Annotated in this window: 19 protein-coding genes; 13 read left to right on the top strand and 6 right to left on the bottom strand. The window is 41.3% G+C overall.

Annotation, left to right across the window (positions count from 1 at the left end; genetic code table 11):
• Positions 1-1,482 (bottom strand): DUF1800 domain-containing protein, encoded by a 1,482-nt coding sequence (locus SYN7509_RS0205815; protein WP_009629989.1) that lies wholly within the window; start codon positions 1,480-1,482, stop codon positions 1-3.
• Positions 1,483-2,019: 537 nt separating this feature from the next.
• Between SYN7509_RS0205815 and SYN7509_RS0205810 the strand changes: the two genes are divergently transcribed.
• Positions 2,020-2,235 carry a hypothetical protein gene (locus SYN7509_RS0205810; RefSeq protein ID WP_009629988.1) on the top strand — a complete coding sequence of 72 codons (216 nt, stop codon included), beginning with the start codon at positions 2,020-2,022 and terminating at the stop codon, positions 2,233-2,235.
• A 49-nt stretch (positions 2,236-2,284) separates the two neighbouring features.
• On the top strand, positions 2,285-3,202 hold the full coding sequence (locus SYN7509_RS0205805) for a hypothetical protein (protein WP_028954129.1): 918 nt from the start codon (positions 2,285-2,287) through the stop codon (positions 3,200-3,202).
• A gap of 5 nt (positions 3,203-3,207) precedes the next feature.
• Here SYN7509_RS0205805 and SYN7509_RS0205800 read toward each other — a convergent pair whose 3' ends face one another.
• Positions 3,208-4,380 carry a transposase gene (locus tag SYN7509_RS0205800; RefSeq protein WP_028954128.1) on the bottom strand — a complete coding sequence of 391 codons (1,173 nt, stop codon included), beginning with the start codon at positions 4,378-4,380 and terminating at the stop codon, positions 3,208-3,210.
• A 700-nt stretch (positions 4,381-5,080) separates the two neighbouring features.
• On the opposite strand from SYN7509_RS0205800, the gene SYN7509_RS29590 reads away from it, so the two are divergent.
• From SYN7509_RS29590 to SYN7509_RS31645, 7 genes are all read left to right on the top strand, one after another.
• Positions 5,081-5,494, top strand: coding sequence for a helix-turn-helix domain-containing protein (locus SYN7509_RS29590; protein WP_148297939.1), 414 nt, complete (start codon positions 5,081-5,083; stop codon positions 5,492-5,494).
• Positions 5,472-5,768, top strand: a complete 297-nt coding sequence (locus tag SYN7509_RS31245; protein ID WP_148297937.1) for a transposase — start codon at positions 5,472-5,474, stop codon at positions 5,766-5,768. Before SYN7509_RS29590 ends, SYN7509_RS31245 begins: the two co-directional genes overlap by 23 nt.
• Positions 5,761-6,060 carry a transposase gene (locus SYN7509_RS31240; RefSeq protein WP_051482553.1) on the top strand — a complete coding sequence of 100 codons (300 nt, stop codon included), beginning with the start codon at positions 5,761-5,763 and terminating at the stop codon, positions 6,058-6,060. Before SYN7509_RS31245 ends, SYN7509_RS31240 begins: the two co-directional genes overlap by 8 nt.
• 53 nt (positions 6,061-6,113) lie before the next feature.
• The gene (locus SYN7509_RS0205785) at positions 6,114-6,524 is read left to right on the top strand and encodes a hypothetical protein (RefSeq protein WP_028954127.1); all 411 of its coding nucleotides are present in this window, start codon (positions 6,114-6,116) and stop codon (positions 6,522-6,524) included.
• A 126-nt stretch (positions 6,525-6,650) separates the two neighbouring features.
• On the top strand, positions 6,651-6,851 hold the full coding sequence (locus SYN7509_RS31650; protein ID WP_202807212.1) for a transposase: 201 nt from the start codon (positions 6,651-6,653) through the stop codon (positions 6,849-6,851).
• The gene (locus tag SYN7509_RS30605) at positions 6,790-7,071 is read left to right on the top strand and encodes a hypothetical protein (protein ID WP_028954126.1); all 282 of its coding nucleotides are present in this window, start codon (positions 6,790-6,792) and stop codon (positions 7,069-7,071) included. Before SYN7509_RS31650 ends, SYN7509_RS30605 begins: the two co-directional genes overlap by 62 nt.
• 20 nt (positions 7,072-7,091) lie before the next feature.
• Positions 7,092-7,526 carry a transposase gene (locus tag SYN7509_RS31645; RefSeq protein WP_202807277.1) on the top strand — a complete coding sequence of 145 codons (435 nt, stop codon included), beginning with the start codon at positions 7,092-7,094 and terminating at the stop codon, positions 7,524-7,526.
• A 237-nt stretch (positions 7,527-7,763) separates the two neighbouring features.
• Here the strand turns inward: SYN7509_RS31645 and SYN7509_RS0205770 are convergent, their stop codons facing one another.
• Positions 7,764-8,894, bottom strand: a complete 1,131-nt coding sequence (locus tag SYN7509_RS0205770) for a sensor histidine kinase (protein WP_028954125.1) — start codon at positions 8,892-8,894, stop codon at positions 7,764-7,766.
• Complete coding sequence (locus SYN7509_RS0205765) at positions 8,875-9,585, bottom strand: response regulator transcription factor (protein ID WP_009631156.1); 711 nt, start codon at positions 9,583-9,585, stop codon at positions 8,875-8,877. The genes SYN7509_RS0205770 and SYN7509_RS0205765 overlap by 20 nt, the downstream gene beginning before the upstream one ends.
• 76 nt (positions 9,586-9,661) lie before the next feature.
• On the opposite strand from SYN7509_RS0205765, the gene SYN7509_RS0205760 reads away from it, so the two are divergent.
• Positions 9,662-11,374 carry a phosphatidylglycerol lysyltransferase domain-containing protein gene (locus SYN7509_RS0205760; RefSeq protein WP_009631155.1) on the top strand — a complete coding sequence of 571 codons (1,713 nt, stop codon included), beginning with the start codon at positions 9,662-9,664 and terminating at the stop codon, positions 11,372-11,374.
• A gap of 9 nt (positions 11,375-11,383) precedes the next feature.
• Here the strand turns inward: SYN7509_RS0205760 and hemW are convergent, their stop codons facing one another.
• Entirely contained in the window at positions 11,384-12,607 is a 1,224-nt protein-coding gene (gene hemW / locus SYN7509_RS0205755; protein WP_009631154.1) for a radical SAM family heme chaperone HemW, read from the bottom strand.
• Positions 12,608-12,839: 232 nt separating this feature from the next.
• On the opposite strand from hemW, the gene SYN7509_RS0205750 reads away from it, so the two are divergent.
• Complete coding sequence (locus tag SYN7509_RS0205750) at positions 12,840-13,919, top strand: PIN/TRAM domain-containing protein (protein ID WP_009631153.1); 1,080 nt, start codon at positions 12,840-12,842, stop codon at positions 13,917-13,919.
• Position 13,920: 1 nt separating this feature from the next.
• Positions 13,921-14,109, top strand: a complete 189-nt coding sequence (locus tag SYN7509_RS28285) for a hypothetical protein (protein WP_071994147.1) — start codon at positions 13,921-13,923, stop codon at positions 14,107-14,109.
• 5 nt (positions 14,110-14,114) lie between these two features.
• Here SYN7509_RS28285 and SYN7509_RS0205745 read toward each other — a convergent pair whose 3' ends face one another.
• A complete protein-coding gene (locus SYN7509_RS0205745) occupies positions 14,115-15,356 on the bottom strand; it encodes a vWA domain-containing protein (RefSeq protein WP_009631152.1) in 1,242 nt (413 codons plus the stop codon).
• A gap of 685 nt (positions 15,357-16,041) precedes the next feature.
• Between SYN7509_RS0205745 and SYN7509_RS0205740 the strand changes: the two genes are divergently transcribed.
• Positions 16,042-17,046, top strand: a complete 1,005-nt coding sequence (locus tag SYN7509_RS0205740) for an acyltransferase family protein (RefSeq protein WP_009631151.1) — start codon at positions 16,042-16,044, stop codon at positions 17,044-17,046.

Raw genomic sequence — 17,046 nt, 5'->3', positions numbered from 1 at the left:
TTATTTTCTCATGAATTCTGGGCTGCCCAAAATCAACGCCGCCCTTAGTTGCGGTGAACTTGAATTAATTGCATTTTGAGTTTTAGAAGAAAAATTGTTTCCCAGCGAATTTGATAATTGGGAAGCATCAATACGAGTAATTGAGCTAGCTTTTTTTTCATTTTTTTGTCCTAGCAAACGACCGTTAGCAAGGGCAACGGCAAAAGTCAAACGTTTGTTTAGACCATCGGGATTTAACCATGCTTGTTCTGTATTTTCGTAACCATTTGGTGTTGGACAACCAAAAAGCGGCATTCCTAATTGTTTTAATGTATTAACAAGTGGTTGGACGTTATTTACTTCCATTCCCGTTGCTCGAACTGCGGAAATTACATACTGATAGGGAGTCTTAAATTTAGCATTGTAATTTTCTGCATCCCAAAATTCAGAACTTTGAAATAAAGTTGTTAAGACTTCACGAATATCTCCATCCGTAGCGATAAAACGCTGCTGCATCTTTTTTACTAAAGTTTCTGGTGGATTGTCCCTGACAAAATACTGCGCTAACTTATAACTGATATGACGTGCAGTGGCTGGATGTTTTGCCAAAATATCTAAAGCTTGTTCGACTTCGGCTTCACCGGTACCTTTAATTGCCTGTCCCAAAAAAATCTTATCGCTAAAATCATGACGATTGGAGTCGAAGAAAAACCCCGAATTATTTTGATTTTGTTTCAAATCAAACCCCCATCCAGTCAAAATTCTTGCCAAAGTAGTAACATCTTGCTGAGTATAACCACTATCTACACCAAGTGTATGCAGTTCCATTAACTCGCGGGCATAATTTTCGTTCAAACCTCTAGTTCGATGGCGCATACCAGGACTATTTGGGGCGGTATTTTGCCAATTATCTAAGTAATATAACATCGCTGGATGGCGTGCAGTGGCTTCTAGCAAGTCGCGGAATTTACCTAAAGTATGCGGTCTAATTGCACCGCGTTCGTAAGCACTTACCCAAAATTGAATCCGGTCTTTTCCAGCAAAAACATTGAAATGATTAAACCAAAAGTCTACCATCACTTCTTGTAATTGTCTGGGGCTTTCTACTGCTAGTAATAATCGTGCATTAGTTGCTTCTACTGGCAATTTTCGCATTTGCTTTTTAGCATCTTGGATTTGCTCTTGAGTTAGTTTTTGTCCGGGTATTTTAGTTTTACCGTATTTTCTTGTTAGTTCTACAACACTAAGATTTAAGGTTTCTAACTTATTAATTTTGCTAGTTAAGCTTTGCGGCTCGGAAATCGAATTCGGCGATAATTGTTGTTTAATATAACTTTCTACACCCATAGAATTAACCTTTTCAATGTCACCAGGACGAATCCCAAAACTTAAACGGTTTAAAATATGTACTACTTTGGGATCGGCTGGGGTAGGAGTAGCATTGCTGGGAACAATTGTGCCGAAAACTATTAATACTGACAATATCAAAGATTTTTTATTCATTAGATTAATTCAAATTTCAAGTACGTTAATTTTGGTAGACCTATTTGGCAGATTTTCGCCGTTGTTTTAAATTCCATATACCTCAAATTACTAATGTATTTTCCCGATCGTCATTAAGTTATTTGTAGATAAAAGAGGATAGAGATTTATCAAAATAATTTTTCCACAAACCTTAAAGAAACTACAATGCAGCAATAATTAAAAAGCAACGTAAGTTAATAAAATTGTTAACCGGAAACTAAGAGGAGGATAAATTAATTGTTAACTAATCCTTTTAAAAGGATAGTAGCTTTTGAGTGTTTGGCGATCGCGTCATGTCAATAGCTAACAATCATCACTCGTTGACACACCTAATACCTAAGAAGTCCTCCAATTCGTTTCATTACTTTTGTCAGTTAGACGGGCAACTCTAAAAAAAGTTCATAATATGAATAGATAGATATATATAAAAGTTCCACCTGTAAAAAATCCGTTGATATCGGTAGACTGAGAGAATAGCCCTAAAAGTATGGAAGCAAACGGCAGCAGGAGTGAAGCATGAGAGCAAGAGTGGAAATTGCCATTAGAGATGAAGCAGGGAACATTGTGAGTCAACTTGCTCCACAAGAGATAAATTTAGGGAATCAAAGCTTGCATGACATTGAAGGTGCAGTGGAGGCATGGAAACGACAAGCACTGCCAGAAATAGAGGCAAGCTTGTTAACAGAGGCTCAAAACCAGTTTACCCAAGAGATAAAAAAACAAAAAATTTAGTTGTAACGGCAGACTACTGGTGTGGATTAAGACGTTACACGGAAAGTTCGTGTTTTCTTTACAAAAATACCAATTTGATGCACGAGAAACAAACTACTTGGCTCTAACAAACCAATTGCAAAAAGGCTATGTGAGTTCAAGATTGCAAGAGCTATGTAGCTACTATAGCAATCGTATGAGCTATGAAGAAGTAGCTTTATTAGTAGAGCGAACCAGTGGAGAAAGGTTATTAAGTGACCAGAAAATTGGGCAAATTGTAAGTGCTAAAGCCCTAGAAATTAGCCAAGAGATTTACAAAAGTAATAGAGCAACTTTAGCTAAAAATGGCGATGATATACTCCAAGTAAACCCCATTGTGGATATTTACAATCCTAAAGAAAAAGAAATTCTTTTATTTGATGATGGTATTCAAGTAAAAGGTCAAAAAGCCGAACGCCAAGAGGCAAAAGACGAAAATAAGAGCCAAAAATATATAGGTGATAAAGCTACAGCTATTACTACAGATATTGTCATTCTCCAAAAAGCGACGGCTGGATTTGAGTACATAGCTGCTTTTATTAATACAAAAGGTGAAAATTTACTAAATTTAGCCAGTGTTGTCAAGGCTAAAGTTATCCAAGAGTATGGAAGTAAAACTTTCCCCTTAAATTTAGTAGCAATTACTGATGGAGCCAGAACGATTCGTCATCGGCTCTTTACTATTTTTGGACCAGCAGTTGTCGTGGTTTTAGATTGGTATCACCTCTGTAAAAAACTCCGAGAGCTGATGTCAATGATTGCCACCAATAAGCTCGAAAAAGCAAAACATTTAAAGTTTTTATTCTCCCAATTATGGCAAGGTAATACTGCGATTGCTCTTGAATATTTGCAACACCAGGTGCAGGCTAGAAATTTAGACAAGTGGCAAGAGTTGATTAGATATTTGGAAAAACATCAACCTGAAATCATCAACTATCTGCTTGACTGACAAAACTAAGAAGCTGGAATGCGGCTGAGAACAACGAATTCACGCATAAACTCGTTCTCCTGTTGACGCTTAGAAGCAAAGGCAGGTTCGGGGTCAGGCAGACTGGAGAGGCATGGATAAATCTGAATTTCCCACTGACGAGTCAGGGCAAGACGAATCCAGTTCCAACCCAGCCTGAGATAACTCATGCCACGATTCCAGTGAGTATCGACGAATCGACGCTTTCCAGAGGTCACAACTTGCGTCCCTTGTAAAACTAAAAATAGCGTGGTCAGAGCAATGACCCCACACAGTTGCGTGAGGGCAAACTTGTCTCGCAACCGAGAGGCTTCGAGATTAAAGCCGTTCGATTTCAAATCCAAAAATGATTCTTCCACTTGAAACCTCAAGCGATATTGGGCAAAGGTCTGAAGAGTCGTCGGTTCATCGCTGACAATCACCCAATCTTCGCCACTTTGGCGGTCATGGGCAAAGGCTAAATAGACATCCCCGTAAGGTCTGGTCTTACCAATGGCAATAGCTGGCGTGAAATAGGCTTGACCGGGTGGAAGAGAAACGGATGCAACCTTGCGCCATTGACCGTCCAGTTGAAACTGAAAGGAACGTTTAATCCGAATCCGAAAGTGCCACTGCAAGGTTTCTCGGAGGTATTTCATGAACTTGCCATCGGCAAACCCTCTGTCTGCCAAGACAACGACCTCTACTTCTGCCGGAACGATCCGTGCAGCTTGTCGCAACACCCGTTGAATTGCCCACAATTTGACAGTGCTGCTGGCTTGCGGCACAATCCGCCAAGCGACGACGACCGTGCGTCCTCGATAGACCACCCCCACCCAGATCAAGCAGAAACAGTTCCACACCATTGTCGTATCCAAGCTTAAATACAGTCGTTTTTTGCCCCATGTGGATAAGGCTTGTGCCATCAGAACTTGGTGAGTGGCAGAAATATCGATGCGACGATTAGAGAGGCAGCGCCGAAATCGTCGCTGGTGAGATTGAGCGTATTGGGCGCGACTATTAATATAGACTCCAAAGCCGTTGAGATGAACGTTTTGGCTTTCAATCATGCCGACCATCATCCAGCAGAGCGTTTTTAAGTGCCGAATATCGCGCCACTGAATGTCACATTGACTCAGGAAGGCATTCATTGCATCATAAAGGCGGGAAGTGGGAGTCATAGTGTTCGCCGATTAGTGTGGTAACTGTTCAGCTTAAACTAGCTTCGACTTCCCGCCTAGTCTTTGTCCTAGCCTCTAATACTTTTGTCAGTCAAGCAGCATCAACTATAGTCGCCGCAGTCAAGCTGGTAAAACTATTGGTAGCGGGCGGGTCGAGAAGGGAGTAGATTTAACTGTCGGCTCTCGCCAGAAAAACAAGGGGATGAGTTGGCGACCCCTTGGCAGCAGAGCTTTATGTCTACTCAAAGTGGTTGAACTTAACGGTCAGTGGCAGCAGTTATGGTTCCCCACTCAGGCTGCCTGACCAACGAATAATTTACAGCTTGAAAGTATTTGAAGTCATGCTTAGATGAAGTAGTGGATTTAAAAAAACTACGCACAATCGTGTTTTTTGATATCTGAATAGCTCCCAAATTATGTTATCGGAAAAATGTATGTAGAAGTGCGGCTTTGCGGCAACCTCAACTAGAAATGGTCACTCACTCCAATACCAAAGCTCTTATTATTGGGTATCTTTCGTTTGCTCTCGCAAAGGGACCGTTTTGCAAGTCAAACCTTAAATGAGTTGTGCAGATAACTTACTCAAAAAATCCATCATTAGTTTCAGGAATTAGGAGCGCGTGCTTTGTATCTGCTACAAGATACAGCAGTTCTTGATTGAGCAAGATACAGTTAAAGATGAAACTGGAATGGAAGACAAATGAAAGCATACTCTACAGACCTGCGTCAGAAAATAGTTGATGCGTATAACCAAAAAGAGAGTTCCCAGAGGCAGTTGGCAAGAAGGTTTCGGGTCAGTTTGACATTTATTGAGAATTTATTAAAGCGTTATCGCACCGATGGAACCGTTGAACCCAGAGCGCATGGAGGAGGTCAAGTAGCTAAACTTAGCCCCGAACAAGAGGCGGTAGTAGCTGATTTAGTAGACGAAAATAATGATGCCATTTTGGTAGAGTTATGCGACCAACTGGAGCAACNTGTTGGAGTAAGGATCAGTCGAGCTACGATGGGACGATACGTCCAAAAGCTCAAACTTACCAGAAAAAAAAACTCTGCGCGCAACGGAGCGAGACAGCGAACGAGTACAACAGTTGCGGGTAGAATATTGGCATGAAATTGAAGCAGTCAACTTGGAGGATTTGGTGTTTGTAGATGAGACAGGCTCCAACTTAGCAATGACACGGCGTTATGCCCGTTCTGTCCGAGGCAGCCGCGCCTATAACCACGCTCCTTACGGGCGCGGACAAAATGTAACATTGATTGGTGCAATGGCGCTACGGGGGCTGGTAGGTGAAATTACTTTTCCCGGTGCAACTGATGCTCTAGCATTCAAGACCTATGTGACTCAGGTATTAGTGCCTAATCTCTGGACAGGTATTAGTGCCTAATCTCTGGACAGGCGCGTGTGTAGTTATGGATAATTTGCCCGCCCACAAAGTTAATGGTATCCGTGAGGCAATTGAATCGGTAGGCGCAACAGTCATTTATTTATCCCCCTATTCGCCAGATTTTTCACCAATTGAAAACTGTTGGTCAAAAGTCAAAGAGTTTCTGCGTGCCAGAGCGGCACGAACCTATGCTCAGTTAGACCAAGCAATTACCGATGCTCTCGCTGCGGTGACACTCCAAGACATTATTGGCTGGTTCACCCATTGCTGTTGCTATGTTTCACCCAACTGAGAACTGCTGTAAGCAGGTGAGTATACTTCTGATTTTGTTTTGAGGAGAGACCCATGAATACAAACTCAACTGTTCCAGAACCACAATTTGATGCAATGAGAGAGCAAATCTCTAGTAGCCTTGAAAAAGCGCAAGCACAAAAGAATACGCTCAAACGTAACAATAATCGATACACGACAACAAGCATCATTCTCGCTGCCTTAGCGGCGCTCTTTGCTGGTACGGCAGGAACGATCGGCAACGACAAAAACTGGAAGCCAATCTGTTTATTGGCGGCAGTCTGTTCAGCAGGAGTGACGGTGACTACAAAACTGCAAATGGCTGAACAGTTGACGGAGGTAAGCGAATGTGTTGGGCAACTCAAGGTGCTTAAAGTTGAAACCATTACTCCTACCTATGATTTGGCGCAAGTAAGTACAAAGTACCAGCAGATTATCTCAAATTACTCGGCGATCGACGTTTAATCTGCTCTCAAAGGACGGCAAAAACAAAACATTAAGGCTCTTAATGGATTCCAGGGATCTGGAAGTGGAGGACTGGTCAAAGGGTTATAATACCTTGAGTTCTAAACGGAGCGCGTATTCCAGTCCATGACCAATCCCTCGCTGGTAAATCTTCAAACGTTGATTGATGATGCTAAGTGTTTTGAAGTCCTACGCCAGATTCGATGGCCTCTTGGTATAGTTTGCCCAGGTTGCAAGTCCAATCAAGTCGTTAAGCAGGGATTTGATGAAACTCAACCTCTACGCCAACGTTACCAGTGCAAGGCTTGCCAAAAACGCTACGGGTGACCTGAGCGATACTATCTTGGCAGGACATCATCAGCCTCTACGGATTTGGATACTGTGTTTATATCTGATGGGATTGAATCTCTCCAATCATCAAATCTCCACTGAACTCGACCTCAATCAAGCTGATGATAGGCAAATGACAACACAATTACGTTCTGGAATCGTAGCAAACAAACCGACGGTCAGCTTGGAAGGAGAAGTAGAGTGGGACGAAGTGTAGGTCATCGCTGGACATAAGGGATAGCCAGAAGTAGTCAAAAAAAAGGTAGAACAGGACGATGCCGTCGTCTGAAATCAAAATCGGGACGAGGAACTCTGGCAAAAGAAAAACCTCCGATTTTCGGGATGATTCAACGCCAAGGAGAAGTAGTTCTCAAGATGCTTCCCAACGTAAAACCGACTACAATTGCACCATTGATTCAAGGCAGTATAGGAGCTGGGACTCTTATCTACACTGATGAATATAGCATCTACTCTCGTCTATCTAAATGGGGGTATGACCATAAAAGTGTCTGTCATGGTAAGGGAGAGTATGCTCGCTCTGGAAGATGGAGATGGATTCTGCGAAGTCCATGTGAATACGATGGAAGGCTTCTGGTCCTTACTTCGGTCTTGGTTCAGACCGCACCGAGGCATTTCTCAAGAAAAGTTACCCCTGTATCTGGGATTCTTTGAGTTTGTTCACAACACGCGAAAACGAGGTAAATCACTACTTCTATCTCTTCTGGGATGTCTCCTCAAGTAGATCCCTGGAATCCATTAAGAGCCAATATAGATTGGCAGTTCCTCATTCATTCCCTTTCCCGTAGAAGCTGCGTTTCAACTACAAACTTGGATGTAATCGTCACTGCCTGCCTATCCATCCCGGCGCTGAATGAGTACCGGTAGAGCGCGGGACTTCCGGCAAAGAAGTTAAGCTAAAGGCAAAAAAAACTTAAACGTACTACCTTTACCAAACTCACTTTCTACGGAGATTTCGCCGCCTTGCAACTCTACTAGACGGCGAGAGATAGCAAGCCCAATTCCTGTACCTCCCGAATGACGAGACCTTGATCTATCCGCCCGATAAAAACGCTCGAATATATGCGGTAAGTGTTCAGGAGCAATACCAATACCTGTATCTGTTACCGCCAGCCAAAGTTTACCCGCTTCAGTCCAAGCAGAAAGCTTAATTGAGCCAGAGATGGTATAAAGCAAAGCATTACCGAGTAAATTAACTAATATTTGCTCGGTTCGGTCTATATCTGCCCATACTAGCGGTAATTGGGGCGGGCATTCTAAAAGTAAAATTGGACTTTCATCTAATAGTTGGTCAGCAAATTTTTGAACCAATGATTCTAATAAGGGATGAATATTTACAGGCTGCAAATTAATTGCTAGATAACCCGCTTCAGCTTTGGAGAGTTCTTGCAAATCGTTAACTAACCGCTCTAAACGTTTGGTTTCGGTAGATAGCCGTAAATAAACTTCCGGCGATGGCTCGATTCCACCTTCGGCTAATTCTTCTAAATACCCCCGAACAATAGTAAGCGGGGTTCGTAATTCGTGGGTTAAATCACTAATAAGTTCGCGCCGCCGTTGTTCTACCCCTTCCAAACTAGCGGTCATATGGTTAAAACTAGCACTGAGGCGATCAAGTTCGGGAATGTCACTATTTGGTAAACGCCGATCTAGTTGTCCGGCGGCAATTTGGCGGGTAATTTGTTCCATTTGGGTCAAACTAAGAACAATGCGCCGTGATACCCAATAACTTAAAGCCCCCGATGCTGTTGTACTGACCACTAAAGACCAAAGTGTGCCGCGATACCAAGCATTTTCAAAGCCTTCAATTAGTTGGGGACGAGCGTAACGCAAGCGATAACCCGTACCTTCTAGCTGTTCTAGGCGCAGGACAAAAAAGCGCGGCGAGGAAACTTTGCCCACAATTACTAAGCTGAGGATACCCACGATCATGACAAGAAGGTGGGAAAAAAATAAACGCGATCGCAAATTCACATTAGTTAAAGTTTTTTGTAAGTTGACATTAACTAGCCGAGTCTTCAAACTTGTAGCCCGCACCAACAACGGTTTTAATAAATGTCGGATTGCTAGGATCTGGTTCGATTTTTTTTCGCAATCGGGCAACATGAGTATCTACTACCCGTTCGTCGCCAAAAAAGTCACTACCCCAAAGTTTATCTATTAGCTGGGTACGATTCCAAACTCGTCCAAGATTGCTAACAAATACTGTTAACAAATTAAATTCTAAAGTTGTTAGATCAAGCAGTTCTCCCGCCACCGCACCTGCTAATTTGCGACTAGCCGACCGCCCATCTATATCTATTATAAAATGCCCCGTCTTGTATACTTGAGATTGCCCTCCTTGGCGGAGACTACGGCGCAATAAAGCTCTAACTCTAGCAACCAATTCTCTAGGACTAAAAGGCTTAACTAAATAATCATCAGCCCCTGTAGATAAGCCAATAACTCGATCTATTTCTTCACCTTTAGCCGTCAGCATCAAAATATAAGGATCTTTTGCTCCAGGTTTTTGACGGATTCTGGCACACAATTCTAGTCCATCTAAGCCAGGGAGCATTAAGTCAAGAATTATTAAATCCGGTTGTTGCTCCTGAATTACTCGCAACGCACTCAGACCATCCCGGCTAATATAGCAAGAAAAACCTTCTTTTTCTAAAGATAGTTGGATGAGTCTAGCTATTTCTGGTTCATCTTCAACAATCAAAATATCCATACACGGCAGTTAACTTGATGGTACTACGTTAACAAACTGTTAGATGAGAAGATGATTTGGGTAAGATAAGCGCAGTTTGCGAGACTTAGTTGAAAAAATAGCCTCAATTAGCCAAGGAAATATTTTGCTAACTCAACGTACTCGAATTTGGCTATGGATAGCGGTACTCATAACTGGTTTGATGGGGATCGTCAACCTATTGTCTGCTGTATCTTTAAGCTATTATGACCGCACTCAATTGCTAGATGAGTTTTTCCCTTTCCCCCTCCGCGCTGGGGGGCATATATTTGCGGCAATTACTGGCTTTATGCTGCTAATGCTTTCTACTAATTTGCTTCGACGCAAGCGAGTAGCTTGGTTGCTGACTGTTGGGCTATTAGTTGTGTCTATTCTCAGTCATTTAATCAAGGGGTTGGACTACGAAGAAAGCATACTTGCCGCTATGTTGCTGATGCAATTAATCTTAATGCGCAATGTGTTTACCGCTTCCTCTGATCGCCCTGCTATTGCTCAAGGAATTAAAGTTTTAATTGGTTCGTTACTATTTACGTTAGCTTATGGCATTGCTGGCTTTTATTTACTTGATCGCCAATTTTCGGAAAATTTCAATCTTTCTGCCGCCGCTATTCAAACTTTGGCAATGTTTTTCACCGAAGATAATGCAGGCTTACGGGCTAAAACGCAGTTTGGTGAATTTTTTGCTAATTCAATTTATTTAGTGGGAGCTATTACTCTTAGTTATGCTGTAGTGATGCTGTTGCGCCCAGTTTTAGCCCGTCAGGGTGCTGATAATGCCCAGTGGCGACGGGCAAAAGGAATTGCTACTAAGTACGGAAAAACGTCTTTGACGCGACTAGCATTGCTAGAAGATAAGTCTTATTATTTTAGTCCGACGGGTGAAAGTGCGATCGCCTATGTGGCTAAAGGACGCAGTGCGATCGCTCTTGGAGATCCCATCGGCGCAAACACAGATGTAAAAGAAGCAATTATTGGTTTTCAACACTTTTGCGATCGCAATGATTGGTATCCAGCTTTTTATCAAACTTTGCCTGATAACTTAGACCTATACAAGTCTTTGGGTTTTCGAGTTTTACAAATTGGCGAGGAAGCGATCGTTAATCTTGCTACTTTTAGCCTCACTGGTAAAGCTAACCAAAATTTAAGAACAGCAATTAATCGCCTCACTAAAACCGGACATAAGATTGAATTTTATACTCCTCCTATTGCCGATAGTTTGCTAGTGCAACTAAAAGAAGTTTCCAATGAATGGCTGCAATTAACCAAAGGAGGAGAAAAACACTTTTCTGTTGGTTGGTTTACAGATGAATACGTGCGCGGGTTACATATAGCTGTGGTGCATTCTCATGGCAATATTTGCGCCTTTGCGAGTGTATTTCCTGCCTATCAAGGTAAGCAAGTAAGTGTCGATTTGATGCGACGGCGTTTAGAAGTAGAAAATGGGACAATGGAGTTTTTGTTTGCTTCAATGTTGCAGCACTTTCAACAGTTAGGCTACGACAGTTTCAATTTAGGTTTATCCGCCCTTGCGGGAGTAGGAGACACGAAAGGATCTCCCCATTTAGAACAAGGTTTGCGCTACTTGAGCGCTCATCTTAGCAAGTTTTACAATTTTAAAGGATTGCATTCCTTTAAAGATAAGTTTCAACCCCAATGGCAGCCGCGCTATTTAGTTTATCCTGGTTTAGCGACCTTACCCAACGTAGTATTGGGACTAATTCGGGCTGATTCTGGCGAAGGGTTTTGGAATTATTTTAAACCCGATATTTAACTTATCTCTTTAAGTTAATCGCTCAAATAAAGCCGCCAGTACCACGTTAGAAAATAAAAAGCCTTCTGGATCGGTAAGCCTGGCATATTTCGAGCTTTCTTCCTTGACAAATTCTACCCAGCCTTGCTGTTGGTAAGGTTGCAAACACTGCTCGATTTTGTCTCTTTTAGCTGCACCAAATAACTGACTTAAGCTAGATAAATTTACCCCTTCTCTAAGACGCAATCCCAACATGAGTGTTTCTAACAACCTCTCATCTAAAGGTGTGGGTGGACAATCTAAGACTCCGCCAGCAATAACATATTCTCCCACCCAGTTGTAGTATTCGTTAGTCTTGCGGGGTCTAGTATAGCGCTGTCCAAGGACGTAGCTAGTTGCACCCATACCAAAGCCATAATAAGGGGAATTTTCCCAATACACTCGATTGTGACGGCACTGATAACCTTGGCGAGCGTAGTTAGATATCTCGTAATGTTCGTAACCTGCGGCGGTGAGAATTTCCTGGCCTTGACGATACATTTGAGCCGTAAGTTCATCCGTTGGGAGGGGCGCAACTCCTGGTTTATAATACTTGCCAAAAGCTGTAACTGGCTCAATAGTCAGATCGTAGATAGAAATATGATTGGGGGCAATTTTCACCGCCGTGGCGATTGATTCCTGCCATTGAGCTAAAGTTTGGTGTGGTAAGCCAGAAATTAAGTCTAAGCTAAAACTGGGTACATTTACTTGACCAATTATCTCTACAGATTTCCAAATATCATCGACGCTGTGCGATCGCCCACACACCTCTAATAACTCTTGGGTAAATGCCTGTATTCCCATACTGACGCGATTTATCCCCGCCTTTACATAGCCTTGCAACTGCTCTAAATCAAAAGTACCGGGATCTATTTCCATAGAAATTTCTGCGGTGGAAGCTAACCCAAATTGGCGATCGAGACTTTCGATTATCTGGGTAAGTTGATTTGCCGACAGCAAGGAAGGCGTACCACCGCCAAAAAAAACTGTTTGTAAAGGTTTCCCGGTGTTTGGAGTTGCGGCAATTTCTTGCTTTATTACTTGTACATAATCACAGATACTACGAGAATTGTCTCCCCGCGCGCGATCGCCTACTACCTTTACGGGAAAATCGCAGTAAAAACATCGCCTTCTGCAAAAAGGAATATGCACGTAAGCAGAACTAGGACTCTCTAGACTTAGCGGCGCAAAAACTTCTAATAAATCGCTTAACACCTTGATTTAACCAACTGTAATTACCTTAAAAATTAATTAATATTCTAATTATTTGCTCTTAAACACTAAGAGGTTAATTATTTTTCTGAAGAAACTATAATTTCTATGTAAGCTAGTATTAATTTTAACTAGCGCTTAAAAACAGCAAAAATACTATCATAGAACAATATCAAATTGGTTGATTAATCTTCTACTTAGAAATTTCTGCCAAATTATTCAAGTGGCTAAAACCATGCTTGATGCAATTATAATCTTTTCATTTATCATAGCCGGAGCCGGAATCGGCTTCTACAGCCTCGAATTGCTACCTATAGCAGTACAACAGCAAGTTACAAACCAAGATGCGTTGCGCTTGATTGTCGGCATTTTTGGCGGCGTTATTGGCGGCGCCGTCGGCTTGAGTTTTCAAATTACCTATCGTCGTTTGGAAACTCAAGTCAGAGAAATGCCTGTAGATGTGCTTTTAACTCGCACTATCGGCTTAGTAGCGGGCTTATTGGTCGCCAACTTAATGTTAGCGCCGTTATTTTTGCTGCCAATTCCTGAAGACTTTGCTTTTATTAAACCTTTAGTTGCTATCCTTGGTAGTTTCATCTCCGCATTTTCGGGAATTAGCCTCGCCGATACTCACGGGCGGAGTTTTTTACGGATTATTAACCCCAATACCGTCGAATCAATGCTAGTTGCGGAAGGTACACTCAAGCCTTCGATTACTAAAGTTTTAGATACTAGCTGCATTATCGATGGTCGCATCGAAGCTTTACTTGAAACAGGCTTTTTAGAAGGACAAATTTTAGTACCGCAGTTTGTTTTACAAGAATTGCAACAACTGGCGGATGGTGCGAAAGATTTAAAAAGAGTCCGAGGACGGCGCGGACTAGAAATTCTTAACCGGATTAAAGAATCTTACCCAGAACGGATTATTATCAATTCCACAGACTACGAAGATATCCCCACCGTAGACGCTAAGTTAGTAAAATTTGCTCAAGAAATTAACGGTACGCTTCTAACTAACGATTACAACTTATCTAAAGTTGCCAGCGTCCAAAAAGTTCCGGTTTTAAATGTCAACGATTTGGTTAATGCTGTTCGTCCTAGCTATCTTCCCGGCGACAATATAGATATCAAAATTCTCAAAGAAGGCAAAGAACCTAGTCAAGGCATTGGTTACTTAGAAGATGGCACGATGGTAGTAGTAGAAGAAGGTAGCCCTTTTGTAGGTGCAGAGGTGCGAGTGGTGGTAACTAGCGCTTTACAAACTTCTGCGGGGAGAATGATTTTTGCTCGAACTCAAGCTTCAGCTTTGGCTTAGGATGGCGCGTACAAAAAGAATCAAAGCTTGCGACAGGTGTAGTCTGACTGTACCGATTTTATATAGAGTTAAAGATCGAGAAAATGGCGAATGGTTTTTTGTCTGCGATTCCTGTTTGCCAACAATTAAGCAAAGTAATCCTTTTTATACCTATGGAGGTACGTGGAAAGCTCACAAAAAGTCAGCATAAAGACGTTATTGCAATACAGTTTTGGAGACAATTCGCGTTTTTTTGCGATCGCTCTCCGACAATTCCTCTCCCGCCTGCAACCTTGTAGCGCTCGTTTGCAATACCGTAGCCGCATTTTTATCGCCCATTTGCAGCGCTGTTTTCGCCGCCGTTTGCAGCAGCGTCGCCGCCCCGGATCTATCGCCTTGTTGTAATTTTGCTTCCGCCATCTGGGTTTGTCGATACTTTGCCAAAGCCAAAATATTTGTCTGTACTTTGGGATTGACTTGCGGTTGATAATTACTAACAATATTAGCTTCTACAGAAACAATTTCTGAAAGTATCCCCGATTTATTTTGAGCGGGATCGTCATACCTTACCTGCAATTGAGCGATTTCTTGCTTTCCTTGAGGGAGCTTCCCTACATACATATTTGCCAATATTACACGGCTGACATCTTTTGATAAGTCGCCTAGCCTCACCGCCAATCGTCCGTCGGCTTCTTCAATACTTGATAATTCCACGGTATCGGGCGCAACTTGAGCGATGGGTTTTAACTCAGCTAAACGCACATTTGCCGCTAGAGAAAATAATAAATAAGCATTAGTTAAACCAATCGATTGAATGCTACTAAATAGTTGTCCAAATTCCTCCTCTACGCGATTGACTTCTTCAATATAAGACAGCTTGCCGCCAGCTATATCGGCAATCTTTTCTAAAATATCTTGGTTCCAGTGGTCGCCAAAGCCTAACGTATTTAAAGTTAAATTGTATTCGGCTGCTAGTTGGGCAAAATTTAGACAACGCTTGTCGTCTCCGTGTTCGTTTTCCCCATCAGTCAACAAAAATGCTTGAGAAATTGCTTCTTTTTTGCCTTTCCCTAATTCCTCAATCCCTAACTTCATCCCTTCATCAATTGCCGTACCACCATCGGCTTTTAATTTGTTTATTTGTGCCTTAATTGCCTCTGGATCTTCAACTAATTGATTGGGTACTAATACTTTGGCACGGTGATCGAATACTACAATTGATAAGCGATCACCGTAAGATAACTTATCTACTATTCGATTTGCGGCTTGTTTAACCGTTTCCATCGGTCGTCCCTTCATCGAACCGCTACGATCGAGAATTAGACACAAGTTTAGCGGTACAGTCCGATTGCTACTAGGAGAAACAGCGCTAATTGAGATTGCTAACTGACGCTGACTATTGAGTTGATTTGCATCTAAGTTAACATCATTTAAAACTGGCTGGAGTAAAACCTTCATGGCGATTCCTAACTACAACTATCTAACGATACAAGAGATTGTGAATTAATATCTTTTGCCCATCTAGATAAAAACATAATATTAATTACTTACTTTTGTTTGTATATTTTGCCTATGACATCCAAACTTTTTGATATCTTTAAATAGTCTAATTCAATTCTTTATCAAACTGTTATCAGTTCAACGACATAATATAAAAAAATGCAATTAAAAATTATTATTTTGCATTTATCTCTAATTTTCTAAACATTAACGTTACCTAAAAATTGTTAGCTTTTGAGCCATCATGCTAATCGCAACTTTAAGCATAATGTATAGACTTTTACCTAAAGTAGCTCATTTTCTTGTAGGAGCGGACTGAAAAAACCCTCAGTAAAGTCGATTGCTTTCTTTTAAGGATGGCAGACAAACTTTAAACTGCGATCGCGGCAGAGAAATCGTTTTTTAACCTTGTGAATCCAAACATTTTGACGATTCGACCATTAGGTACATTCTAGGACAGTTCACAATTGCCTATTATTGCACAGTAGCAACTATCGTGAATTTTGCAATTTTAGCAGTGTCATTAATTATACAAAATCTCAAAATTTTAAATAATGTATCCCTCTACAGAAAGATATAATGTAGTTTTCTAAAAAACCAAAATAAGATCGTTACATAACATCACAGCCTTGGAGCAAAAAGGATGAATGTACCAAAGAAAAACCGCATTTATTGGATTGATTATGCTAAAGGTATTGGCATTTTTTTAGTAGTCCTTGGACACGTATGCCGGGGGTTAGAAGAAAGTTCAATTCTCGCTCCATCTATAGCTAAGTCAATTAACCAGTGGATTTATGCTTTCCATATGCCAATTTTCTTTTTTCTTTCTGGATTGCTCATTCAGTATGGAGTATCAAAATCTTTTAGAACCTTTATTGTAGACAAGCTAAAAACCATTGCCTATCCGTATTTTGTCTGGTCAATTATCCAAGGGGTCTTAGTTTACTTAGCATCTCAATATACTAATAGCTCCATATCGCTGACCAGCCTTTGGGAAATTATCTATCAGCCAATCTTTGTATTTTGGTTTTTCTACGTCTTATTTATCATTTTAATCCTTTATAAAATTGCCCATGATTTTAAAATTACTCCCCTTCAGTTCTTAGCTTTTTCTATTGTTTTATATTGTTGGCACGTACTACAACTTAGTTTAATTTCCTGGCAAGTTTTAGACTTAGTGTGTAGCTTCACAATTTATTTTGCTATAGGTGCAACAGTTAGTAACCGACTCATGCCTAGTTTAGATCGAATCAACGTTCCTACTTTGATCTTAATAACTACCAGTGGATTTCTGGCAATAGGAGCAATTGTCTGGCTTAACATGGCAGAGAATCAAGGAATTTTTCCCATCGTTGCTATGATTGGGGTAAGTGCTACGATAGCTTGTGCCGTTTTATTAGATCGGTTTGAAGTCGCTAGTTTTGTGAAACTATGGGGACTATTATCATTGCAAATCTATGTAGTTCATACCCTCTGTACGGCAGGAACGCGGATATGCTTGCAAAAATTATTTGGCATTACAGAACCAGCCGCACACATTATTTTGGGAACTGTAGTAGGTATTTATGCACCTATAGCCATTGATTGGTTGTGCAGACAAGTCAAATTTTCCTACCTATTTACGTTTCGTCCCCAAAAGATCGCCTAA

The sequence above is a fragment of the Synechocystis sp. PCC 7509 genome (assembly GCF_000332075.2).
Classification (GTDB): domain Bacteria; phylum Cyanobacteriota; class Cyanobacteriia; order Cyanobacteriales; family Chroococcidiopsidaceae; genus Aliterella.
This window is presented reverse-complemented; position numbering and strand designations above follow the sequence as displayed.